21 protein-coding genes are annotated in these 21,306 nt (G+C 64.5%); 10 read left to right on the top strand and 11 right to left on the bottom strand.

The annotated features are described in order from the left end of the window. Window positions 1-32: 32 nt before the first annotated feature. The gene (locus tag XH89_RS31275) at window positions 33-1,298 is read right to left on the bottom strand and encodes a cytochrome P450 (protein ID WP_194464181.1); all 1,266 of its coding nucleotides are present in this window, start codon (window positions 1,296-1,298) and stop codon (window positions 33-35) included. 365 nt (window positions 1,299-1,663) lie between these two features. Here XH89_RS31275 and XH89_RS31270 point away from each other — a divergent pair, with 365 nt between their 5' ends. Next, window positions 1,664-2,803 (top strand): YjgN family protein, encoded by a 1,140-nt coding sequence (locus tag XH89_RS31270; RefSeq protein ID WP_194464180.1) that lies wholly within the window; start codon window positions 1,664-1,666, stop codon window positions 2,801-2,803. Between the two features lie 35 nt (window positions 2,804-2,838). After that, window positions 2,839-3,939: a M48 family metallopeptidase gene (locus tag XH89_RS31265; RefSeq protein WP_371825241.1), complete on the top strand. Its 1,101-nt coding sequence runs from the start codon at window positions 2,839-2,841 to the stop codon at window positions 3,937-3,939. A gap of 71 nt (window positions 3,940-4,010) precedes the next feature. On the opposite strand, the gene upp is transcribed toward XH89_RS31265, so the two are convergent. The 4 genes from upp to XH89_RS31245 form a co-directional block, all read right to left on the bottom strand. Then, entirely contained in the window at window positions 4,011-4,640 is a 630-nt protein-coding gene (gene upp, locus XH89_RS31260; protein ID WP_057744709.1) for a uracil phosphoribosyltransferase, read from the bottom strand. A 54-nt stretch (window positions 4,641-4,694) separates the two neighbouring features. Beyond that, window positions 4,695-5,933, bottom strand: coding sequence for a URC4/urg3 family protein (locus XH89_RS31255; RefSeq protein ID WP_194464178.1), 1,239 nt, complete (start codon window positions 5,931-5,933; stop codon window positions 4,695-4,697). Window positions 5,934-5,940: 7 nt separating this feature from the next. Beyond that, entirely contained in the window at window positions 5,941-7,197 is a 1,257-nt protein-coding gene (locus XH89_RS31250) for a GTP cyclohydrolase II (RefSeq protein WP_194464177.1), read from the bottom strand. 227 nt (window positions 7,198-7,424) lie between these two features. Further along, complete coding sequence (locus XH89_RS31245; RefSeq protein WP_246767669.1) at window positions 7,425-7,871, bottom strand: sigma factor-like helix-turn-helix DNA-binding protein; 447 nt, start codon at window positions 7,869-7,871, stop codon at window positions 7,425-7,427. A 270-nt stretch (window positions 7,872-8,141) separates the two neighbouring features. Between XH89_RS31245 and XH89_RS31240 the strand changes: the two genes are divergently transcribed. Both XH89_RS31240 and XH89_RS31235 read left to right on the top strand, forming a co-directional pair. Next, window positions 8,142-10,061 carry a tetratricopeptide repeat protein gene (locus tag XH89_RS31240; RefSeq protein WP_194464175.1) on the top strand — a complete coding sequence of 640 codons (1,920 nt, stop codon included), beginning with the start codon at window positions 8,142-8,144 and terminating at the stop codon, window positions 10,059-10,061. Window positions 10,062-10,118: 57 nt separating this feature from the next. After that, window positions 10,119-11,246 carry a threonine synthase gene (locus XH89_RS31235; RefSeq protein WP_194464174.1) on the top strand — a complete coding sequence of 376 codons (1,128 nt, stop codon included), beginning with the start codon at window positions 10,119-10,121 and terminating at the stop codon, window positions 11,244-11,246. A gap of 44 nt (window positions 11,247-11,290) precedes the next feature. Here XH89_RS31235 and XH89_RS31230 read toward each other — a convergent pair whose 3' ends face one another. Together XH89_RS31230 and XH89_RS31225 are read right to left on the bottom strand one after the other, a co-directional pair. Then, window positions 11,291-12,106: a DUF2927 domain-containing protein gene (locus XH89_RS31230; protein ID WP_194464173.1), complete on the bottom strand. Its 816-nt coding sequence runs from the start codon at window positions 12,104-12,106 to the stop codon at window positions 11,291-11,293. A gap of 159 nt (window positions 12,107-12,265) precedes the next feature. Continuing rightward, complete coding sequence (locus XH89_RS31225; protein WP_194464172.1) at window positions 12,266-12,844, bottom strand: L,D-transpeptidase; 579 nt, start codon at window positions 12,842-12,844, stop codon at window positions 12,266-12,268. A 265-nt stretch (window positions 12,845-13,109) separates the two neighbouring features. On the opposite strand from XH89_RS31225, the gene XH89_RS31220 reads away from it, so the two are divergent. Both XH89_RS31220 and XH89_RS31215 read left to right on the top strand, forming a co-directional pair. Beyond that, window positions 13,110-14,657 carry an acetolactate synthase large subunit gene (locus XH89_RS31220; RefSeq protein ID WP_194464171.1) on the top strand — a complete coding sequence of 516 codons (1,548 nt, stop codon included), beginning with the start codon at window positions 13,110-13,112 and terminating at the stop codon, window positions 14,655-14,657. Between the two features lie 33 nt (window positions 14,658-14,690). Next, window positions 14,691-15,209, top strand: coding sequence for a hypothetical protein (locus XH89_RS31215; protein ID WP_194464170.1), 519 nt, complete (start codon window positions 14,691-14,693; stop codon window positions 15,207-15,209). Between the two features lie 87 nt (window positions 15,210-15,296). Here XH89_RS31215 and XH89_RS31210 read toward each other — a convergent pair whose 3' ends face one another. Next, window positions 15,297-15,524, bottom strand: coding sequence for a hypothetical protein (locus tag XH89_RS31210; protein WP_194468744.1), 228 nt, complete (start codon window positions 15,522-15,524; stop codon window positions 15,297-15,299). 198 nt (window positions 15,525-15,722) lie between these two features. After that, the gene (locus XH89_RS31205; protein ID WP_194464169.1) at window positions 15,723-17,264 is read right to left on the bottom strand and encodes a heme peroxidase family protein; all 1,542 of its coding nucleotides are present in this window, start codon (window positions 17,262-17,264) and stop codon (window positions 15,723-15,725) included. Window positions 17,265-17,405: 141 nt separating this feature from the next. On the opposite strand from XH89_RS31205, the gene XH89_RS31200 reads away from it, so the two are divergent. The 4 genes from XH89_RS31200 to greA all read left to right on the top strand — a co-directional run bounded on the left by XH89_RS31200 (window position 17,406) and on the right by greA (window position 19,427). Next, window positions 17,406-17,744, top strand: a complete 339-nt coding sequence (locus tag XH89_RS31200; RefSeq protein ID WP_194464168.1) for a hypothetical protein — start codon at window positions 17,406-17,408, stop codon at window positions 17,742-17,744. A gap of 111 nt (window positions 17,745-17,855) precedes the next feature. Next, window positions 17,856-18,206 carry a hypothetical protein gene (locus XH89_RS31195; protein WP_194464167.1) on the top strand — a complete coding sequence of 117 codons (351 nt, stop codon included), beginning with the start codon at window positions 17,856-17,858 and terminating at the stop codon, window positions 18,204-18,206. A 153-nt stretch (window positions 18,207-18,359) separates the two neighbouring features. Continuing rightward, entirely contained in the window at window positions 18,360-18,845 is a 486-nt protein-coding gene (locus XH89_RS31190; protein ID WP_194464166.1) for a hypothetical protein, read from the top strand. 99 nt (window positions 18,846-18,944) lie between these two features. Continuing rightward, on the top strand, window positions 18,945-19,427 hold the full coding sequence (greA, locus tag XH89_RS31185) for a transcription elongation factor GreA (protein WP_194464165.1): 483 nt from the start codon (window positions 18,945-18,947) through the stop codon (window positions 19,425-19,427). Between the two features lie 96 nt (window positions 19,428-19,523). Here the strand turns inward: greA and XH89_RS31180 are convergent, their stop codons facing one another. Both XH89_RS31180 and XH89_RS31175 read right to left on the bottom strand, forming a co-directional pair. Next, the gene (locus XH89_RS31180; RefSeq protein ID WP_246767668.1) at window positions 19,524-19,760 is read right to left on the bottom strand and encodes a hypothetical protein; all 237 of its coding nucleotides are present in this window, start codon (window positions 19,758-19,760) and stop codon (window positions 19,524-19,526) included. Then, on the bottom strand, window positions 19,697-21,064 hold the full coding sequence (locus XH89_RS31175; RefSeq protein ID WP_194464164.1) for an adenylosuccinate lyase family protein: 1,368 nt from the start codon (window positions 21,062-21,064) through the stop codon (window positions 19,697-19,699). The genes XH89_RS31180 and XH89_RS31175 overlap by 64 nt, the downstream gene beginning before the upstream one ends. Window positions 21,065-21,306 lie beyond the last annotated feature (242 nt).

Genomic DNA, 21,306 nt, shown 5'->3' with positions numbered 1-21,306 from the left:
GGGCGCAGTACCGTCGTGGAAATAGCTCAAGCTCACGCCGCAATCTTGACCGGCAATGTTTCCAAGCCTTTCACGAAACTCGAATACACCCGCTTCGGCTCGCCGACCACGTCGATATGGTCGAACCGCTTCAGGATCTCCTCCCAGATAATCTTGAGCTGGAGTTCGGCAAGGCGCAATCCGACGCAGCGGTGGATGCCGAAGCCGAAGGACAAATGCGTGCGCGGCCGGGCGCGGTCGATGATGAAATCGTAGGGCTTCTCGATCGCCTCCTCGTCACGGTTGCCCGAGACGTACCACATCACGACCTTGTCACCTTTCTTGATCTGCTTGCCGCGGAACTCGAAGTCGGCGAGCGCGGTGCGGCGCATATGCGCCAGCGGCGTCTGCCAGCGGATCACTTCAGGCACGAAGCTGTCGAGCAGCGCGGGGTTCTCGCGCAGCTTGCGATACTGATCGGGATGCTGGCTCAGCGCGAGCAGCGAGCCCGACATGGTGTTGCGTGTGGTGTCATTGCCGCCGACGATCAAAAGAACGAGATTGCCGAGGAAGTTCCTGGCATCCATGTCGCGCGTCGCAGCGCCATGCGCCATCATCGAGAGCAGATCGCTCTTCGGCGGCTGCTCGATGCGTTCCTTCCACAGCCGCGCGAAATAGCCCGCGCATTCGGTCAGTTCGGCCTGCCGCTCGTCCTCGGTGGCGACGAGTCCATCAGGGCCGGGAATGGTCGTGGCAATATCGGACCAGCGCGTCAGCTTGCGGCGGTCCTCCCAGGGGAAGTCGAACAGGACGGCGAGCATCTGCGTGGTGAGCTCGATCGAGACCTGGTCGACCCAGTCGAACACCTCACCGCGCGGCAGATTGTCCAGGCACTCGGCCGAGCGCTTGCGGATGTTGATGGCGAGATTGTCCAGATGCGTCGGCGTGAACATCGGTGCCACGGTCTTGCGCTGCGCGGCGTGGCGCGGCGGATCCATCGAGATGAAGCTTTCGCGGCGCAGGTCGGGATCGATGTCTCTGATGGTGATGCCGCCGAGCGCGGAGGCGGAGGAGAACACCGCATGGTTGGTCTCGATCTCCATGATGTCGTTGTAGCGCGTCACCGACCAGTACGGCCCGAACATCGAATCCTTGCAATAGTGCACGGGATCTTCGCGGCGCAGCCGGTCGAAATAGGGCCAGAACGTATCGGTCCTGAACAGTTCAGGATCGCCTGGATCGAACTGCTCCAGCGGCAGCGACATCGCGCGCTCGCGCAATGCGTCGAGTTTCGCCGTGTTCTCGATGGTCCCGTGCATGACCGCTCTCCCTGGCGTGGACCGCGCGATCTTTTCTGAATTCTGCGCTGCGGTATTTGGACTACAATTACAACGCGTTACGTGCTTCGGAGCAAGCGGCAGTTTTGCCGCAAGCGAGATGCGTAGCCCTGATGGAGTGCAAGCGTAATCCGGGATTCCAGTCCGCGATTGACACTGTCCGGGTTGCGCTCCGTGCCATCCGGGCTACGAAGCGTGAGCAGCCGCACGCCGTTCGTCATGAAATCCTGTCAGAAATCGCTCGAAACAGAGGTAAATCGAACCCGCGCGTCTTGGGGATCGACTAATCTTTGATCTATAGTTTGGACGGATCATATCCGCATCCCGAGGTTGCCGCTGTGAACGACATGCAATGGACCCCTATCGGCCCCTCCGAACCGGTCCCGCCGCCGCTGCCGCCCACGCGAGTCGACTTCACCGGCGATCGCTCCGAGTTCCGAAAAATGGTCACCAAGGGGGCCATGCTCGAGCTCGTCACGTTCGGTTTCTACCGGTTCTGGCTCGTCACCGACATCCGCCGTCATCTGTGGTCGAATACATCGATCGACGGCGATGCTGCCGAATACACCGGACGGGCCAGGGAACTTCTGATCGGCTTCCTTGTCGCGCTCGCGATCCTGGGGCCGATCTACGTCGCTTATTTCCTCGTCGGTATCGAGTTCGAGCGCTGGAAGGGCTTTGCCTCGACGCCGCTGTTCATCTCCTTTTATGCCTTCGGTCAGTTCGCGATCTATCGCGCGCGGCGCTATCGTTTGACCCGCACGGTCTGGCGCGGCGTGCGGTTCTGGATGGACGGCTCCGGCTGGGCCTATTCGTTTCGCGCGATGCTGTGGGGCCTGCTGATGTTCCTGACGCTCGGCCTGGCGCTGCCGTGGCGCGAGGCGTCGCTGGAGCGCTACAAGATGCAGCACACGCATTTCGGCGATCTGCAGGGCGATTTCGATGGCAATGGCTGGGAGTTCTTCAAGCGCGCCTGGGGGCTGTGGCTCCTCACGCCGCTCGCGCTGCTGTTCTTCCCGGCAGCGCCGTTCCTCTATGCCGAGTTCAAGGCGCGCGAATGGCGTTGGTGGCTCAACGGCATCCGCATCGGTGATGTCCGCCTGTCCTCGGATCTGCCTCACAACGCGTTCTACGGCCTCTATTGGAAGGTCATCGGCTGGTGGGTGCTGCTGACGACCGTCTACGGCGCCTATCTCGCTGCTGCCGTCGCGATCACCGTCAAGCTTGAACTCGCGCCGCCCGCACAGGGCGGCGGTCCCGGGGCGAACATCCCGATGCTGGTGGTGATGGTGATCGGCTATTTCGCTCTTGCGCTCGGCGCCAACATCATCATGCGTGTCTATCTCCAGCGCGATCTCTGGGCCAAGGTTCTGGAAACCGTCGAGGTGCATGATATCGGAGCGGCAGCCGATGTCCGCGCCAGCGGTGAGCTTGCCAACGCGCTCGGCGAAGGCTTTGCCGATGGCCTCGATGTCGCGGGATTCTAGACGTGAGTGATGTGAGCGCCGAGCCCAACGCCGAGATGAACCCCGGACAGGAGGCGATCTTCTTCGACGGCCTGTCGAGCCGCCGGCGGCAAGTCACGCTGACGCTCGGCGACGCGCTCGAAATTGCCGAACCGGGCGAGGCGCAGGCGGGCGGGACCGTCACACGCTGGGCCTATGACGAAATCCGCCGCGCGGACAGTCCGGCCGGCATCCTGCGTTTGACCTCGACGTCCGCCCCGCCGCTGGCGCGGCTGGAGATTCGCGACGCTGCTTTCGGAGGCGATCTCGTCGCGCGCTGTACTCGCATCGACGAGCACCAGACCACCGGCCGCGGCATTGCAAAAATCGTCGGCTGGTCGGTGGCCGCCGCCGTTTCCATCGTCTGCGTCGTGCTGTTCGGGGTACCGCTGGCCGCGGATCGTCTCGCGCCGCTGGTGCCGAAGCCGATCGAGCGGCGCATTGGCGATGCGTCCGAGGTGCAGGTGAAGACGATCTTCCGCGGCGAGGCTTGCAACGACGCGGCCGGCCAGGCGGCGTTCCGCAAGCTCGTCAACCGCCTGCGCGACGCCGCCGGCCTCGACGACGATTCCATGACGGCAGGCGTGCTGCGAACCTCGGTGCCGAATGCGTTCGCGCTGCCGGGCGGCAAGGTCTACGTGCTGAGCGCCTTGCTCGACAAGGCCGAAAGTCCCGACGAGCTTGCCGGTATCCTCGCCCACGAGCTCGGCCATCTCAAGCATCACGACAACATGCGCGGCCTGATCTACAACGGCGGCACCTCGTTCCTGATCGGCCTGTTGTTCGGCGACGTCACCGGCTCCTCGGCCGTGATCTTCGCCTCGCGCAGCGTGGTCGAGGCCTCCTATTCGCGCGAGGCCGAGACCGCTGCCGACACGTTCGCGATCGAGATCATGCACAAGCTCGGTCGCTCGCCCAAGCCCGCGGCCGAGCTGATGTTCCGCATCACCGGCAAGGAAGGCGGTTCGAGCTTCGCGACGATCCTGGCGAGCCATCCGCTCACCGAGGACCGACTTGCACGCATGACGAAAGAAGACCGCCCCGCCAGTGGCCCGCCGCTGCTGACGGACACGGAGTGGCAGGCGCTGAAGAACATCTGCGGCAGCGGGAAGATTTAAGGCGTTTTCAAGCGAAGTGGAGACCCGGTTCGCGTGAAGAAGACGCGCCAAACAAGGATATAGCCTCGCGACTACCGCGTCCCGTAAGCGCGATCGCCGGCATCGCCGAGGCCGGGCAGGATAAAGCCGTTCTCGTCGAGGCCTTCGTCCACTGCGGCAGTCCAGATGTGCACGTCCGGATGCAGGCCGCGCAGGCGCTCTAATCCCTCCGGTGCTGCGATCAGGCAGGCCAGGCGAATGTCCTTGGCGCCGCGCTCCTTCAGGCGGTCGACGGCGGCGACGGCCGTGTTGGCGGTGGCGACGACAGGCGTCACCACGATGGCGAGGCGCTCGCTGAGATCCGACGGCGATTTGAAGAAGTACTCGACCGCGGCAAAACTCTCGGGTTCGCGGTAGAGGCCGATATGGGCGACGCGCGCGGTCGGCACCAGGTCCATCATGCCGTCGACGAAGGTGGTGCCGGCGCGCAGCATCGGCACGAACACCAGCTTCTTGCCGGCGATCTTGGCCGAGTGCATCGTCGCCAGCGGCGTCTCGATCACGGTGTCGGTAAGCGGCAAATCGCGCGTCACCTCGTAGCAGAGCAGCATGCCGATCTCCTTGATCAGCTCCCGGAACGATTTTGTCGAGATCGATTTGTCCCGCACCAGGGTCAGCTTGTGCTGCACCAGCGGATGATCGACGATCGTGACGCCTTCCATGATCGGATGCTCCTGAAATTCATCAAGTCAGTTCGGCAGGGCAACAATGGTGGGTTAAAACACGGTGCCGTCGCTGATCACCTTGAGGGGCGGGGAGCCATCGGGACGGCGCGCAAATGCAATGGCGCGGCCCGCGGCCCAGGTGCCGCCTTCCAGGATGCTGGCGAGCGGCAATGACTCCGGCCTGCGGCCAAGCTTGGCGCGAACCAGCTCGGCAACACGATCCAGCAGCGCGACCGTCAACGCACGCCATTCCACGACGAGCAGCGAGTCCACCGCGTGCGCGCGATCCGCATCCGCTGTATCGCGCAGGCGCAGCACCTCGTGATCGACGAACAGTCCGCCATTGCGGTATTCGGCAAGCCCGGTCAGGCCGTCGATGTCGGTGACGTCGAAGCCTGCGCGCTGCAGCGGCTCGATCAGCGAATAGCTCAGCCATTGCGACAGCTTGTGCAAGGGCACGAGGCCGGCGGTCGCATCGTCAGCTCTGATCGCCGGATGCCGCCAGCAATCGCCCAGCGGGACGCCCGCAAGTTCGAGCCGGGACGGCCAGATCGGTCCAAGCTGGTTCAGCACCGCGGACAGGATCGCGGGCGCTGGGATGGCGCCGTTTGTTGCCTGCGCGGCGATGTGGTCGAACAGCCCGCCCGGCCGCGGCGTGTCCTGCATGCCGAAAATGTCGGCGCGCGCGGCCACCAGTCGGCCCAGACGCTGCAGCAGATCGGTGCGTCCCTCGAGGCCAAGCAGCGGATTGGCATCGCCGGCCTGGAAGGCCGACGTCAGGGCCGGGAGCGGCAGCTTTGCAAGCACATCGGCATCGACCCTGTATAGTGCGCGCGCATCGCGCGAAAACAGCCCGCCGGCAAACATGTCGAGGCTCGCGAGTGCCAGCCCCTCGGATCGGCCGATGCCTTGTCCCGTGACGGCGTCGCGATATCGCCAGGTCGCGCCCGCGCCGGCGTCGAGCAGCACGCTGACGATGGCGAGGTCGAACTCCGCGCGTGCTCGCGCCGCACGATCGGGCCACGATGCCGCATCGGCGAGCCGCGCCCAGCGGTCGACGCCGCCGAACACAAAGTGCCGCCACCGCGCGTGGAAGGGAATGTCGAGCGTCGGATAGGCCTTTCGCGTCACGGCGAGCACCGCGTCGGCGACGCCGTCCATGCGATCGAGATCGATGGTGAAATGCGTGAGCCCGCCGTCGAGGCCGATTGCGAACATTTGGCCAGCCCGCGCGCGAACCGCCTTTGCGGTGAGCAGCGCGCGTGCCTGCAGTTCTGAAGCGTTCGCCATCGCCAGGTCAGTATTTTTCCAGCGAACGTCCGACCACGCCGCCCACGTCCTTCTCGGGCGCGATGTCGGTCGAGTAATAGCCGGCGGCCTTCTTCGCGGCGATCTCGACATAGGCGTCGGCGGGGATCAGCTCCGGCGGGATCGGGACGCGCTCGACGATGTCGATGCCCTGCGAGGTCAGCGCGTCGTACTTCATGTCGCTCATCGACAGGAAGCGGTCGATGCGCTTGAGGCCGAGCCAGTGGATCGTATCCGGCATCAGCTGCTGGAAGCGCGCGTCCTGGACGCCGGCGACGCATTCGGTGCGCTCGAAATAGGCTGCGGCGGCATCGCCGTCCTCCTGGCGCTTGCGCGCGTTGTAGACCAGGAATTTGGTGACCTCGCCGAGCGCGCGGCCTTCCTTGCGATTGTAGACGACGAGTCCCAGCCCGCCCTCCTGCGCACCGCGCGCGGATTCCTCGATGCCGTGAATCAGATAGGGCCGGCAGGTGCAGATGTCGGAGCCGAACACGTCCGAGCCGTTGCACTCATCATGGACGCGGCAGGTGATCCTGGTGCGATGATCCGGCAGTTTTGTCACATCGCCGAACATGTAGACGGTGGTGCCGCCGATCGGCGGCAGGAACACCTTCATGTCCGGGCGGGTTACCAGCTCGGGGAACATGCCGGCGGTCTGCTCGAACAGCGTGCGCCGCAGTTCGGTCTCGTTGGTCTTGAAGCGTTCGGCAAGGCCGGGCAGGTACCAGACCGGATCGATCGCGATCTTCACCACCGAGACGCTGCCATTGGCGTGCACGACTTCGCCGTCGGCGCGCAGGCGCTTGGCGGCGAGCGCCTCGCGGATCTCCGGCAGGTCGAGCCGTGCCCGCGTCACCGCGATGCTCGGGCGGATATCGACGCCCTCGGCGATATCCTTGCCAAAGTTCTCGGCGACCAGGTGCCCCCAGGGATCGAGCGCGACGATCTTTGCGGGATCGCGCCATTGCTCGAACGGCCCGATGGTCGCTGCGGGGAACGTGTTGGTGAGATCGGGGCGCTTGATCGGATCCAGCGCGCCGGCGGAGACCGCGAGTGCGCGGTACATCGCATAGGAGCCGCCATGGCTGCCGATCACGTTGCGATCCCCGGCGCGCGACACCGTGCCGATGATCGGCCCGCGGGCGCGCGCATCGGGTGCGCCCCAGTGAATCGGATAGGCGGCTTTCTTGCCCGGCTCCGGATGAGAGGTGAGGCGGATATGCTCAGTACGGTTCGCGCGGCTCATGGCCAAACTCCTAAAAAGCCAACGGCCCGCCGCTCGGACGGGCCTGGCTCATCAGCGTTGCCGGACCAGAGCCCCGGCGACGCAATCCAACATATTGTAGCGGCCAGCGACGACAGACAAGTTAATCGTGCGGAGCGGGCAGGGCCGTTGATCTCACCTAGATATGGGGATCGGAGGTCCCGAGGGAAATGGCGGGGCGGCGCCGCCCGCGCCGCCTGCGGGTCATTTTATTCGCTTAAGATATTGAAATAATTTCGATTTTTGAATTGTCGATCGACCGATCTCGCCAGCCGGCGCCGCGCGTGGGCCAATCGCGACATGATCTCGCCCGTCGGCAGCGACGTCACCTCTGATATCTCCCGGTAGGACAGCGAATCGAGCTCGCGCAGAACCAGGATTTCGCGGAGGCGCCGCGGCAGGGTCTCGATGGCGCAGCGCACCGCGCTGGCATCGGCCTCAGCGCCCACCGAAATTTTGTCGGTACGGTCGTCCGTTCGGAGGACGGAACCGGCGACCGCATCAGGTAACGGCTTGTGTGCGAACACATCACTTTGCCGATCGCGTCGCCGCCGGGTGGTCAGCCATGTCCGATAGCAATTCCGCACGCCCTTCAGCAGCCGGGTCCGGCTTCGTCGTTCCGTGCCGACATCGCCGCGAAGGAAGGCCGCCTGCACGATGTGCTCGGCGGCATCGGCGTCGCCGCTCAGGAAGCGCGCGAAATTATATGCCGAGTCGAGCATAGGCATGCCGTTTCGTCCCGGATCGACTCCGTTCTTCATCGCGTGTCCCGTGCGGTCCCGTGTTGTCGTGCGCGGCTTTCTTCGCCCGCACGGCAGCCGGTCTCAATGGACCGTGCGTGGTCTTTCGCTGGAATCGCAATCCCCCGGGAAGCCCCGTGAAATCATCGGCTTCCGGCCACACCTCCCCAACGCTTCGAGACGGCCATGCTGCACGAACCGGAATTGATCGAAAGACCCGCCGCGACACATCCGGCAAAGCGCGCCAGGTTCGGCGCATTCGAGGCCGACCCGCGCAGCGGCGAGCTGGTCAAGAACGGCAGGCGGGTGCGGTTGCAGGAGCAGCCGTTTCAATTGCTCGCGGCGCTGCTGGAGCGACCGGGCGAGGTGGTGACGCGCGAGGAGTTGCGCACGCTGCTCTGGCCGCAGACGGTGGTTGACTACGATCACGGGCTCAACAAGGCCGTGAGCAAGATCAGGGAGGCGCTCGGGGATTCCGCGGAGAGCCCGCGCTTCGTCGAAACGGTGGCGCGCCGCGGCTATCGCTTTCTTGCCGACGTCACCGTCGTCGTCGATGGCAGCACGCCGCGCGAGCCCGATCCGCCTCCGCCGTCGCCTGCGGCCGAGGCGGCGCCCCCGGCACGTCCCGTCATCGGTCGCCAGCACGGCCTTTTCGCTTTGATCGGCCTTGCTCTCCTGCTGGCCGTGGCGCTTGCAGCCTGGCTGTCTGCCTTGCGTCCGGGAGCCAAAGTGATCCATTCGCTGGCGGTGCTGCCGCTGGTCGATACCTCGCAAGATCCGTCGCAGGACTTCTTCGCCGACGGCATGACCGGCGAGCTGATCACGGAGCTCGGCAAGGTCGATTCGCTCCGGGTGATCTCGCGCACCTCGGCGATGACTTACAAGGGTGCGCATAAATCGCTCGCGACCATCGCCCGCGAGCTCAACGTCGATGCCGTGATCGAGGGCAGCGTGATGCGCGCGGGTGGGCGGGTGCGGATCACCGCCCAGCTAATCCGTGCCCCCGACGACAGCCGCATCTGGGCCGACAGTTACGAAGGCGAGGTGCGCGATGCGCTGACGCTTCGGGTTCGCGTCGCCCGCGCCGTGGCAGGCCAGGTGCGCGCCACGCTGAATCACGGCGAGCGCGCCGCCTTGGACAAGACGCGCAGCGTGGATCCGCTGGCTTACGAAGATTATTTGAAAGGACGCTACTTCCTGAACAAGCGCACCGGCGAGGGCCTGAAGGCCGCCATCAAATATTTCCGCCAGGCCATCGAGACCGACCGCAATTATGCCGAGGCCCATTCCGGCCTTGCCGATGCCTATGCTCTAGCCGGTGATTGGGAATATGGCGTGCTCTCGACCGAGGAGGCCTTCGCCAAGGCGACTGCGGCGGCCGGCAAGGCGCTCGAGCTCGATGGCACGCTCGGCGAAGCCCACACCTCGCTCGCCTTCGCGCTCGACCTCTACGGCTGGGATTGGGATGTCGCTGCTTCCGAATACGAGGCCGCCATCCGCCTCAACCCCAACTACGCCACGGCGCACCATTGGTACGCCTGGCATCTGATGCTGATGGGCAAGACGGCGGAGGCGCTCAAGGAGTTCAGCCAGGCGCAAAGCCTCGATCCGCTGTCCCTGATCATCGGCGCGGACATCGCCGATGCGCTGTGCATCGTCAGGGATTTCGACGCGGCGGTCGCGCAGAGCCGCAAGACGCTCGAGCTCGATCCGCAATTTGCCGTCGGCCATTATGAGCTTGGCCAGGCCCTGGTCCAGCTTGGCCGCTTCGACGAGGCCATTGCCGAGTTCCGCAAGGCCATCGCGATCTCCGGCCACAGCAGCGTGTTCGATTCCAATCTCGCTTACGCCTATGCGGTGTCCGGCCGCAAGGACGATGCGATCATGATTGCGACTGAGATGGCTGCGCACAGCGAGACCTATCCGTCGGCGCAGGCCAACATCGCGCTCATCTATGTCGGCCTCGGCGACCGTGACGCCGCCCTCGACTGGCTCGACAAGGCCTATGCCATCAGGTTCAACCCCTCGATCCTGCTGCGGCCCGCCTTCGATCCGCTGCGCAGCGATGCACGGTTCACGGAGCTCATGCGCCGCATCGGCCTCTAGATAATGCCGGCATAATCAGACATAGGGTACGGCCTCGGTCACGTCCCGGAGCACGCCATGTCTGCTGCCAGTTATATCGATCCCCGCAATGGAAAGCTCTATTCCCTCCATGACCCGCGCTGGTGCTCGGACGAGCGCACGCCGCTGCTGGTGACGCCGGGGACGGGGATCTCACGCGCTGACGTTGACAGCCGGACGCGATCGCTCTGGCGCTACCGGGCGGCGCTGCCGGTGGAGATCAAGGATCCGATTTCGCTCGGCACGGGCTGCACGCCGCTCGTACAACAGGGCTGGGGCGACCTGCGGCCGTTCTTCAAGCTCGAATGGTTCAACCCGACCGGCAGCTTCAAGGACCGCGGCTCTGCGGTGATGCTGTCCTTCCTGCGGCAAATCGGCGTCAATGCCATTCTGGAGGATTCCTCCGGCAATGGCGGCTCGTCGATGGCGGGGCTTGGCGCCGCCGGTGGCATGCGCGTGAAGATCCTCGCGCCTGCCTCGACCTCGCCGGCCAAGATCGCGCAGGTGCGCGCCTACGGCGCCGAGGTGCAACTCGTCGAAGGCCCGCGCGAGGAATCGGAAGCGGAAGCGATCAGGCAGTCGAGCCAGACCTTCTATGCCAGCCACAATTGGCAGCCGTTCTTTCTCGAAGGGACAAAATCGCTCGCCTACGAGATCTGGGAAGACCTCGGCTTTCGCGCGCCCGACAACGTCATCGTTCCCGTCGGCGCCGGCAGCAGTCTGCTCGGCTGCGCGTTCGGTTTTCGTGAACTGTTGAAGGCGGGGCAGATCGCAAGACTGCCGCGCCTGTTCGCGGCCCAGCCGCTCAACTGCTCGCCGATCGACGCCAGCTTCAAGGCCGGTGTCGACACGCCTGTCGCGCGCGAGGTGAGCAAGACCATCGCCGAGGGCACCGCGATCAAGCACCCCTTGCGGTTGCGCGAGATCATCGGCGCGTTGCGCGAAAGCGGCGGCAGCACCATTGCGCTCACCGAGGACGAGATCGTCGCCGCGCTGCGCCGCCTTGCGCGGCAAGGTCTGTTCGCCGAGCCGACCAGCGCCAGCGCGGCGGCTGCGCTCGACAAACTCTCCGCCAGCGGCGCCATCAAGGCGAATGAGACCACGGTCGCGGTTCTCACCGGCACCGGGCTGAAGGCCGCGACCACGGTCGCCGATCTGGTGCAGTAGGGCGGGGCGATGGTTCTTACCCTCCAGCGGAAGGTAAGAGCACCTCAGTCCTTCAACTCATTCACCCGCTTCACCCATGCCCTGACATCCGCGAGCACTTCGGGCAGCACCGCTCTCACCTCCAGCACGGTCATGCCTGCCTTGATGCGGGGATCGTAGAGCAAATTGAGGATGTACTGGTCGTAGACGTCGAAATAGCCCATCGAGACGTTGTCGTTGAACATCGTCCACGGCACGCTTGATGTGTCGTTGATCGGCCCGAGCGATTGCAGCACCTCCTCATAGGCGCAGTCGAGGAAGGTGAACTCGCTGGTGTCGACGGTGAGGATGACGTCGGAATGCTCGATCTCGAATTGATCGTTCTTGCGGAAGCCGGACAGGCACTGGGGATCGAGCGAGGTGCGGATCTCGCGCGCCTTCTCCGCGCCATAGAAGCTCGCAATGGTGCGGTAGAGGTCGCGGTCGCGCACCAGCTTGACCCGCACATTCGCCGCCTCGGCGGCATCGGTCATGGCGATGTCGAGATGCTGCACACGCGCGGCGATGTCGGCGACGACCTTGGCGAGCTGCGCCTTGCGGTCGGCGCGGTCGGTTTCGGCGAACACCCGCACCGGAGTGTCGAACTTGCGGATGCGATCGACGCGGCCGGCGAGGTGGTATTCGGCGCCGAAGGCGGTCTTGAAAAAGCCGTCGACGATCTCGGCGTCGGTGAAGCTCTTCTTTTCAGTGCGCTGGCGCGAGACGATCGCGGGCAGTTCGCCGGCGACGGCCATGGTAGCGGTGTCAGGCACACAGGTGAGCGCAGCAAACGCCAGCAGGGCGAAGCGAAGGGCAGTCGAGGGCGAGACCAATGCGCTCATCGTTGCGCAACGCTGCCGTATTCGATGCCCGTGCACAAGTCCGCAAATTTAGGCGGCCGGGCGGTTCCGGTCGCTTCAAGCACGGTGCCGTAGGGTGGGCAGAGCGACTTGTCCGCCGTAGCTCGAAGAGCGAAAGCGGAAGCGGCGGCTCGTGCGTGGTCAGTTGTTCAGCACCACCACCGTCGTGCCGACCGAGACGCGGCCGTAGAGGTCGGTGACGTCGTCATTGGTCATGCGGAAGCAGCCCGAGGAGACCGCCTGGCCGATCGTCTCCGGCTCGTTGGAGCCGTGGATGCGGTAGAGCGTCGAGCCCAGATACATCGCGCGCGCGCCGAGCGGGTTCTCGATGCCGCCTTTCATGTGGCGCGGCAGGTCGGGCCGGCGGGCGATCATTTGCGACGGCGGTGTCCAGTCCGGCCATTCCTTCTTGGCGGTGATCTTGTGCACCCCGCCCCAGCGGAAGCCGTCGCGGCCGACGCCGATGCCGTAGCGCAGCGCCTGGCCGTTCGGGAGCACCAGGTAGAGCCGCCGCTCGGCGGTGTTCACCACGATCGTGCCGGGAGCGTAATTGCCGTTGTACATGACGGTGGTGCGGGGGACCGGGTTCACGCCGCCGCGGAAGAAGTTCGGGCCGCCACCCATGATGTCGCGGGAGTCGAACTCCTCGGCGAAGGCGCCGCCGGCGGTGGCGGTCAAGAGTGCGATGGCGGTGATCGGCGCGGCAAAAAACCGAATCATTGTATCCCCCGGCAAATGATCTTCTCAACGAAGGCCAGAGGCCATATTTGCGGGCTTTCCGCAAGCCACGGCCCCGTGAGGGATCATCCTTAACGAATGACGTTACCAAATCGGCAACCACGCCAATTTGCCGAAAAGCGTTAGCCAAGCCGGCGGGTCATGATGCGGGGCAGGGTCGCAACGCCGGCTCTTGCTTTGACGGAGCGAGCGAACAATGATTGACCGCTGTGATCACTGGAAATCGCCGGTTGCGGGAGCAGACAGAATGAATGGTGCGGAAAGCCTGGTGCGGACGATGGTCAAGGGTGGGGTGGACGTCTGCTTCACAAACCCCGGCACCTCCGAGATGCATTTTGTCGCCGCGCTCGACCGCGTGCCGGGCATGCGCTGCGTGCTCGGCCTGTTCGAGGGCGTGGTGACGGGCGCGGCCGACGGCTATTTTCGCATGAAGGGCACGCCGGCCTCCACCCTGCTGCACCTCGGCCCGGGCCTCGCCAACGGCCTTGCCAATCTGCACAATGCCAAGAAGGCCAATTCCGGCATCGTCAACATCGTCGGCCAGCATGCCGTCTACCATATCGGCTACAACGCACCGCTGACCTCCGACATCGAGGGCCTCGCCCGGCCGATGTCGTCCTGGGTCCGCACCTCCCCGGATTCCAAATCGGTTGCCGCAGACGGCGCCGCGGCGATTGCCGCCGCCAAAAGCGCCCCGCCGCAGATCGCGACCCTGATCCTGCCCGCCGACACCGCCTGGAACGAGGCCGACGGCATCGCCGAGGTCCCGGCCGAGCAGCAGCGCGCCAGCTACTCGCCGCAGGCAGTCGAGCAGGCCGCAAAAATCCTGCACGGCGACGGCGAGGGCACGCTGCTGCTGATGACCGGCAGCGCACTGAGCGAAAAGGGCCTGGCGCTGGCAGAGCGCATCGCAGGCAAGACCGGCTGCACCGTGATGGGCCCGACCTTCCGCCCGAAAATGGCGCGCGGCCGCGGCCGCTATTCGATCGACCGCATCCACTACGTCATCGAGAACGCGCTGCCGATGCTGGCCAAGTTCCGTCACATCGTGCTGGTCGAGTCCGACGATCCCGTCGCGTTCTTTGCCTATCCGAACAAGCCGAGCATGCTCAAGCCTGAGGGCTGCGAGGTGCATCGCATGACCTCCTGGGGCGAGAATTCGGTGGCAGCGCTGGAAGCGCTTGCCGGTGCCGTGAAGGCCAGCGCCAGGGACGTCAAGCCGCAGGCTTTGCAGGAACTGGTCAAGCCGACCGGCGCGCTCACCTTCGCCTCGATCGCGCAGGCGATCGCCTGTGCGATCCCCGAGAACGCGATCATGGTCGACGAGTCGCTGACCACCGGCCGCGGCTTCTTCCCGCCGACGGCGGCCGCCGCCCCGCACGACTGGCTGCAGAACATGGGCGGCTCGATCGGCTTCTCGACCCCGCTGTCGATCGGCGCCGCGATCGCCTGCCCGGACCGCAAGGTGATCACCATGGTCGGCGACGGCAGCGCGATGTACACGATCCAGTCGCTGTGGACGCAGGCGAGAGAGAACCTCAACATCGTCACCATCGTGTTCGCCAACCGCATCTATCAGATCCTGCGCGGCGAGTTCGACAATGTCGGCGCCGGCGAGCCCGGCCAGCGTGCCAACGACATGCTCCGCCTCGACCGCCCGACGCTCGATTTCGTCGCGCTGGCCAAGGGCATGGGCGTGCCGGGCCGGGCCGTCACCAATGCCGACGAGTTCAACAAGGCACTGGCTGAAGCCGTCGCCGAGCCGGGCCCGCGGCTGATCGAAGTGCAGATGTAGGCATCATCCGGAGCGCCGGGGTCGGGAGGCACGATGCAGACCGAGCTGAACAAGGTGATCGCGGCGCTCAGGGAGTTCTACGCCCACGAAGAATTCCTGTTCGAGAAGGACATCGGCGAGCGCGCGATCACGCACCGCTTCGCCGTCTATCTCGAGCGCCAGTTCCAGGGCTGGGCGGTCGATTGCAATTACGACCGGCTCGGCGAGCGCACGCTGCACCTGCCGCATGGCACGATCATCTCCACCGACGATCATCTCGGCAAGTCGATCTATCCTGACGTCGTCGTGCACCAGCGCGAGATCCCGAACAATCTGCTCACCGTCGAGATCCGCAAGGCGAGCAATCACACGCCGCTCGAGCACGACCAGCACAAGCTGAAGGCGATGACCGATCCGCATGTCTGGTTCGCCTATTGGATCGGCGTGCTGCTGGTGTTGGACAGGCACAGCGTGACGTCGTCGGAAGTCTATGTCAGCGGCATCGTCGATGAGCAGCAGTCGCGATGGTTCGCGGCGCGGCTCGAGGAGAGCGGTCTTGGGGCGATGAAATAGAGCGTCCACTTACCGCGTCAGAGGCGCGCGAATTTGCACAACTCGCGCGCCTCAAGACACATTCACGGGCTTCGGCTGAACAACCGTTCAGAGCGGCCGCCAGCGACGCGGATGGTGCCGGTAATAATCGTAGTCGTGATCGCAGTCGTCGTAACCGTAACCATGACCATAGTAGCCGGGGGAGCCGAGCACGATGGTTACACCACCCCGATGATGTGAGCCGCCGAACTCAAATGCGGAGGCGGAGGTTGGGGCCAAAGCGGCCGTGCCCAATAAGGCCGCGGCAACTGCAAGAAGTGAGAATTTGCGCAACATGGATCGTTCCTCTCTGATGGCTGGTCGATGTCATTATCGACCCCTCGCAGCATGGACCGTGCGACGACGCCCGACTGTGACTTCAAGCACGTTCGGTTTGCGCTCGGGACGCTGTTCATCCCATCCCGTTGAGGAGACGTGAACCACGAGGCCGCCCGGATCACACGGGCGGCCCCTGCATTCTCAACCGTCGCGACTTCAATGCAGCGGAGCGCCGTTCCCGAGCGCGTAAGTCACGAGATCCTTCAGCTTGAAATCGGGACCGCTCACCGGCGCCCAGTTCGGGTCGAGCGACAGCATGGAGGAGGCATCGCCGAACATCATGCCGAGGAAGACTTCGGCGACGATGCGGCCGCCGACCGGACCGAGCTGCGGCGTGTTGATGCCGCCCGCCGGCGCACCGGTGGCCGGGACCGCAACCATGGTCGAGAATTGGCGCGCTTCCGCCAGGATGTAAGTCCAGAGCGGGCAATTGCCCTTGAATGCCCCATTGGCGATCGAGGCGATCGGAACTTGTGGATCGCCTGTCCCGGGGACGTCGACGGCCCGGCCGATGATGATCTGCTCGTCGGTCAGCGGCGTCTGGTGCATCGCCTTGGCGACCGCCTGGCCCGACGGCAGGCCAAGCCGCCAGCCGCGTTCGAGATTGCGAAGCGCCAGCGATGACGGATTGGAGGCGACCTCCGGCGGCAGCTTGCGCAGCGGGTCGACCAGCGAGGTGTCGATGCGATAGGCGAACTGGAGCCGCCGCTTGTTATCAGGGTTGGTGCTGTCGCCGTCGACGCCATAGGCACGGGTGTCGACGTCGATGAAGCGGCCCCAGTCGATGGCGCGGCCGGGACCCATGGAACGGAAGCCGGTCAGCGCGTTGTTGTCGGGGTTGTTGGGATCGGGGAAGATCTGCAGCAGCATGTTATCGGCGTCGTTCAGCCGATAGCCGGGCCGGATCATGGAATGCCCCAGCCGGTAGGCCGCGACCGAAAACTCAACCGGCATGTACGGGAACGTGTGCCAGTGATAGTAGGCGAGCTTGCTGCGATCGTAATGGCCGCCGGTCTTGAGCTCGTTCAACACGCTGGCGTTGACGATGCGCGGCAGGAAGTCGTTCAGCACGACGTATTGGTAGTGGAAGCGCACGCGCTGCTGCACGTCTTGGAAGGAGAGCCCTTCATTGTCGTCGACCATGCGGTTGTGGAAGCGCAGCATCAGTCCCTGCAGCTGGGATACGATGCTGTTCTCGTCGTTGCGGGGATCGCCGATCAGTGCGCGGCCTTTGAAGCGCGGCAGGTCGAAGGCGCTGGAGACTCCGGTGCCGGTGAGCGTCTCGCCCAGCAGGAACTTGCCGTTGCTGTCGTACATGTAGGGCTGGTCGTTCGGACCGCGCCCGTAGACATTGTCCAGATCGAACGAGGGCGTGCGGAAATCGATGAGCCCGTCCGGATCCTGCTGCTTGGTCAGCGAACTCACCGGATCGAAGGTGATGTCGTGATCGACGAATTGGCCGAAATAAGTGTAGAGCGCGGGAATTCCGCTCTCCTCGGCATCGGGATTGTCCTTGGGAGCGTCGAAATCGCCGACCATGTTGTCGGCCAGCGCAGAGAGGTTGGCGATGTTGTCGGCCTCATTCGGGCCGAATGTCGCCGGTGTCAGAGTGCGAAACATGCGGCCGAAGCGGCCTTGTGACAGCGGTGAGCGGGTTGCGTTGAGACCGCGGGGCGTAATGGCGTGACGACTGCTCATAAAGAATCCTCCATGAAAAGTTACGGCGGTAAGCAACTAAAGCTAAAGTTGTTCGTGATAAGATATGCATGTGAGGCTAGATCGCGGAATTGAGCGTCGCAATGCATTGCTTCACACATTGTGAGACGTCGATCGGGTTCCATGGGGCCGCGCTGCGATCAAGCTGTGGATGTGCTTTGCAAATTTTTCCCGCAGCGATGCCGAATAACATTCTCGTCATCGACATCGGCGATTCAAAGCAATGTCAGCGTCACCGACCTAAGCGGCGACGCGATCGGCGTGGCGAGCATCGTGTTCGCGCAAAAATTGCAATGGCATGCGCACACCGCCTCGTCGACCGCTGGCTGGCGCGAAGGCGCCACACGATTGCCCCGCGTGCTCCGGGACTCGCCCGACACATTGTCGCACGCGTCCTGGTCTCGTCGCGTGCGCTGGGTTCGGCATGCGCCTATGATGCGGCAAGCCGTCATGGGCATGTGATCTCGGCCACAGTTTGCAGCCGTGGCCCCGCTTATCTTCGGTGAACTTGCACGCGTCGATCCCGCGGGATCAGGCACCCGTCATTGGGGATCGGGCATTTTGGAGGTTCTGATGCAAAAATCATATTTGCTGGCTGCGACCGCGGCACTGGCGCTCATCATGCAGACACCGCTCGCGCTGGCGCAGAGCGCGCCGGCGGCATCAGGCACGCCGCCGGCCGCAGCAACCACCACGGCACCTGCTGCGAACACAGCGCCGGCTGCGACCACAGCTCCGGCTGCCGCCACCGACACGTCGACCCCGCCGGCCGCCACCAAGAAGAGCGCCGAGAAAAAACCGAAGAAGAAGATGACGCGGCAGCAGGAGATTGATCATTCGATCGACACCGGCACCGTCCCGGCCCGCTATCGCAGCTCGGTGCCGAAGCAGTACCAGCAATATATTCCGTTCGAGAAACAGTGACCGGTCACACCGCGGCGCAAGCTGCCCCCGTGTTGCGCCGTGGCGGATCTGGTTGGGAGCCATGCAGCAGCGAGGGCTCGATCTGATCAGCTGACCCTGTGGCAGTCGCGCGTGCCGATGCTAGAGTGGCCCGAGCCCGGGGGGGAGGCCGTGATGAGCGACGACGCGAAGGATGCTGGCCTTGTGGCCATGATCAGCAGCATCCTGGGAGGCAACAAGCGCACAGAGGCTGCCAGCCCGCCGCCGCTCGCTGAGGTCATGCCGGCCGCGCCGGCGGGCGAGCCGGTCCCCGTGGTGCCCGAGATCCCGGAAGCGGAGTCGCCGAAGCTCCAGGAGGCATCCGATCAAGCGGCGGCGGCTCCGAAGCCGGTCGCGCCGCCTGCAAGTCAATCCATGACGCCCGATGGCAAGCGACTGCTGCCGGCGGAGGCGATTGCCGAGCTCGTGCTCGGCGAGCTGCGCAAGCTCGAGGATTTCCCCCCGGCCGGCGTCTCGGTGACGGTCTATGGCTACCGGAACTGGAACGCGATGCTCACTTTCGCTCCGTTCTCGACCACGTTCCAGAACGCGACGCGGTTCCGTCAGGCGCTGCCCGACCTCATCTTCAAGCTGCGCCGATTCGTCGAACTTGAGATATAGTCGAGGACGATCGCCGGCGACGGGCTGCCATTCACCCTCGGTGAATCACGTCCTGATGCCGCGGTGGTCGCTCCAAGAACGTTCGACGGGATTTTTGAATTGAGCGTCGCCTTTACCAAAGAAGAGAGCGCCGAGACCGCCTCCGAAACGCTGCTGCCGGATCGTCCGATCTCGCCGCATCCGAACCTCGTGACGGAGACGGGCTTGCAGACCTTGCAGGCGCAGCTTCATCAAGCGCGCGAAGCCTATGAGGCCGCGCAGGCCATCGACGACGTCAACGAGAAGCGCCGGCAGTCGGCGGTGCCCTTGCGCGATGTCAGGTATTTCGGTGAAAGGCTGCGCACGGCGCAACTGGTTGCCAGCCCAGCGTCGAACGACACGGTTGCTTTCGGCAGCACCGTGACCTTCAGCCGCACGGACGGCCGCGTGCAGACCTACCGCATCGTCGGCGAGGACGAAGCCGATCCGAAGGCCGGCTCGATCTCGTTCGTATCGCCTGTTGCGAGGTCGCTGATGGGGAAGGGCGTCGCGGACGTCGTGGGCGCGGGCGCGCAGGAGATCGAGATTCTGGCGATCGGGTAGGCGCCAGGCGAGCCTTGCCGCAATCAGAGGCGCTACTGGCGACTTCTGTTTCTGATCCCTGCCATAAGGTAGGGATCGACGTGACGATCATTGTCCTCAGCACTCAAGAAGACCGAGGGCCACCGCGGAGTCGCGCGGTGTCGTGGAATCGCTTAACGCCTTGGCGGTGATCTTCGCGACCTTGTCGTAACCAAGGATCGGAGTGAGGGCGGTCGCGAGCAGAAGGGCGTTCGAGGCTCGATACGCAGTTTCGCAATGCGCGGGCGATGTCAGCCCTTGCGGGCGGCATTCGCGCCTGAAATGTCCAGAACGCGATCGACCATCGGGCCGCACAGGCCCAAATAGTTTGCCGGATCGCACTTGTCCCGGATCGCGGCCTTGCCACCGAGGGCCTCGGCAATCTCCGGCTGGTCCGCCAGAATGTCGGCGAGTTGTCCGCCGCCTTCGATGGCCTTGCGGCAGGCGTCATAGACGACGTCGTGCGCTTTTTGCCGCCCGAGCTTTGGTGCGGCGGCCATCATCACAGCCTCCGCAACGATGAGGCCTTGGGTGAGATCGAGATTGTCCCGCATTCGCCGCTCGTGGACGACGAGGCCGGCGAGCATGAACTTGGCGTTGGCCAGTGACGAGGCCGTCAGCAGGAAGCTTTCCGGCAGGGACACCCATTCGAGATGCCAGGGGCCGGTAGCCCGCTCGAAGTCGTGGATCATGCCGTCCAGCATCGCAGCGACGTGCTGCCGCACGGCCTTCGCCGCCGCGAGCATCAGCTCGCTGGAGATTGGATTACGCTTCTGCGGCATGGTCGAGGAGGCACCGCGTCCGGGCACGAATGGCTCGGAGACTTCGCCGAATTCCGACGCCGACATCAGCATCACGTCGGTCGCGATCTTCCCCAATGTGCCGGTGATGAGACCCAGCAACGTCACCGATTCAGCGATGCCATCCCGGGCGACATGCCACGTGATCGGCGGCTGACGCAGTCCCAGTTCCTCGCAGAACAGTTTCTGCATTTCGAGGCCGGCGGCACCGACAGAGGCGAGCGTGCCGGCTGCCCCGGAGAATTCGCCGAGCAGGATTCGCGGAAGCGCCTGATCGACACGTTCGATATGCCGGTCGATGGAGGACAGCCAGACCGCGGCCTTGTAGCCGAACGTCACTGGAAGCGCTTGCTGCAGATGGGTTCGCCCGGCCATCGGCGTGTCGCGATATTTCCGAGCCATCGTCGCCAGGATGTCCCGGACCTCGCGCAGGTCGCGTGCAACGATCTGGAGCGCTGCGCGGATCTGCAGGACGTTGGCAGTGTCCATGATGTCCTGGGTTGTCGCCCCCCAATGAACGTAACGACCGGCCTCACCCGCAGCTTCCGAGAGCTGATGCACAAGCGGCAGGATGGGGTAGCCGACGATCTCGGTTTCGTGACGCAGCTTCTCGAAGTCGATCTTGATGGAGTGCGCAGCCGCCTCGATGGCGTCGGCCGCGGCCTTGGGCACCACCCCCAATCGGGCCTGGGCGCGGGCAAGTGCGGCTTCGGCTTCGATATAGCGCCCGATGAGCGCCTCGTCGGCAAAGACCGCCCGCATTTCGGCAGTCCCGAACATGTCGCGGAACAAAGCCGAATCGAAAACTGTGCTGCCCATCGGTCGCTCACTCTCCCTGGATCTTATGTATGTTGGTGTTCAGCGGATGAGACTATAGCGCTTTACGGCCCTGGGTCGCGCTTGGATCGGCGGCGGCTACGAGCAGCGAGGTCATGACGTCTTGTCGTCTCCGATGATGCCATCTTGCCCGTGTTTTGCCCGACGGAGCAAGTTAATTTCGGAATAATCGTAGTTCGCTGGTCCGGCGGACGCCGGCTACTGTGCATGGGGTTGTTTTCGAA

Origin of the sequence: Bradyrhizobium sp. CCBAU 53340 (assembly GCF_015291645.1) — a bacterium.
Classification (GTDB): Bacteria; Pseudomonadota; Alphaproteobacteria; order Rhizobiales; family Xanthobacteraceae; genus Bradyrhizobium.
This window is presented reverse-complemented; position numbering and strand designations above follow the sequence as displayed.

Bases quoted from the DNA above. Each gene is read 5' to 3' on its own strand.
- XH89_RS31240 (WP_194464175.1), top strand. From the start codon at position 8,142: ATGCTGCACGAACCGGAATTGATCGAAAGACCCGCCGCGACACATCCG.
- XH89_RS31195 (WP_194464167.1), top strand. From the start codon at position 17,856: ATGCAAAAATCATATTTGCTGGCTGCGACCGCGGCACTGGCGCTCATC.
- XH89_RS31200 (WP_194464168.1), top strand. From the start codon at position 17,406: ATGGGGCCGCGCTGCGATCAAGCTGTGGATGTGCTTTGCAAATTTTTC.
- XH89_RS31220 (WP_194464171.1), top strand. From the start codon at position 13,110: ATGAATGGTGCGGAAAGCCTGGTGCGGACGATGGTCAAGGGTGGGGTG.
- XH89_RS31190 (WP_194464166.1), top strand. From the start codon at position 18,360: ATGAGCGACGACGCGAAGGATGCTGGCCTTGTGGCCATGATCAGCAGC.
- XH89_RS31210 (WP_194468744.1), bottom strand. From the start codon at position 15,524: ATGTTGCGCAAATTCTCACTTCTTGCAGTTGCCGCGGCCTTATTGGGC.
- XH89_RS31175 (WP_194464164.1), bottom strand. From the start codon at position 21,064: ATGGGCAGCACAGTTTTCGATTCGGCTTTGTTCCGCGACATGTTCGGG.
- XH89_RS31270 (WP_194464180.1), top strand. From the start codon at position 1,664: ATGCAATGGACCCCTATCGGCCCCTCCGAACCGGTCCCGCCGCCGCTG.
- XH89_RS31255 (WP_194464178.1), bottom strand. From the start codon at position 5,933: ATGGCGAACGCTTCAGAACTGCAGGCACGCGCGCTGCTCACCGCAAAG.
- XH89_RS31215 (WP_194464170.1), top strand. From the start codon at position 14,691: ATGCAGACCGAGCTGAACAAGGTGATCGCGGCGCTCAGGGAGTTCTAC.
- XH89_RS31205 (WP_194464169.1), bottom strand. From the start codon at position 17,264: ATGAGCAGTCGTCACGCCATTACGCCCCGCGGTCTCAACGCAACCCGC.
- XH89_RS31230 (WP_194464173.1), bottom strand. From the start codon at position 12,106: ATGAGCGCATTGGTCTCGCCCTCGACTGCCCTTCGCTTCGCCCTGCTG.
- XH89_RS31250 (WP_194464177.1), bottom strand. From the start codon at position 7,197: ATGAGCCGCGCGAACCGTACTGAGCATATCCGCCTCACCTCTCATCCG.
- XH89_RS31235 (WP_194464174.1), top strand. From the start codon at position 10,119: ATGTCTGCTGCCAGTTATATCGATCCCCGCAATGGAAAGCTCTATTCC.
- upp (WP_057744709.1), bottom strand. From the start codon at position 4,640: ATGGAAGGCGTCACGATCGTCGATCATCCGCTGGTGCAGCACAAGCTG.
- XH89_RS31275 (WP_194464181.1), bottom strand. From the start codon at position 1,298: ATGCACGGGACCATCGAGAACACGGCGAAACTCGACGCATTGCGCGAG.
- XH89_RS31225 (WP_194464172.1), bottom strand. From the start codon at position 12,844: ATGATTCGGTTTTTTGCCGCGCCGATCACCGCCATCGCACTCTTGACC.
- XH89_RS31265 (WP_371825241.1), top strand. From the start codon at position 2,839: ATGAACCCCGGACAGGAGGCGATCTTCTTCGACGGCCTGTCGAGCCGC.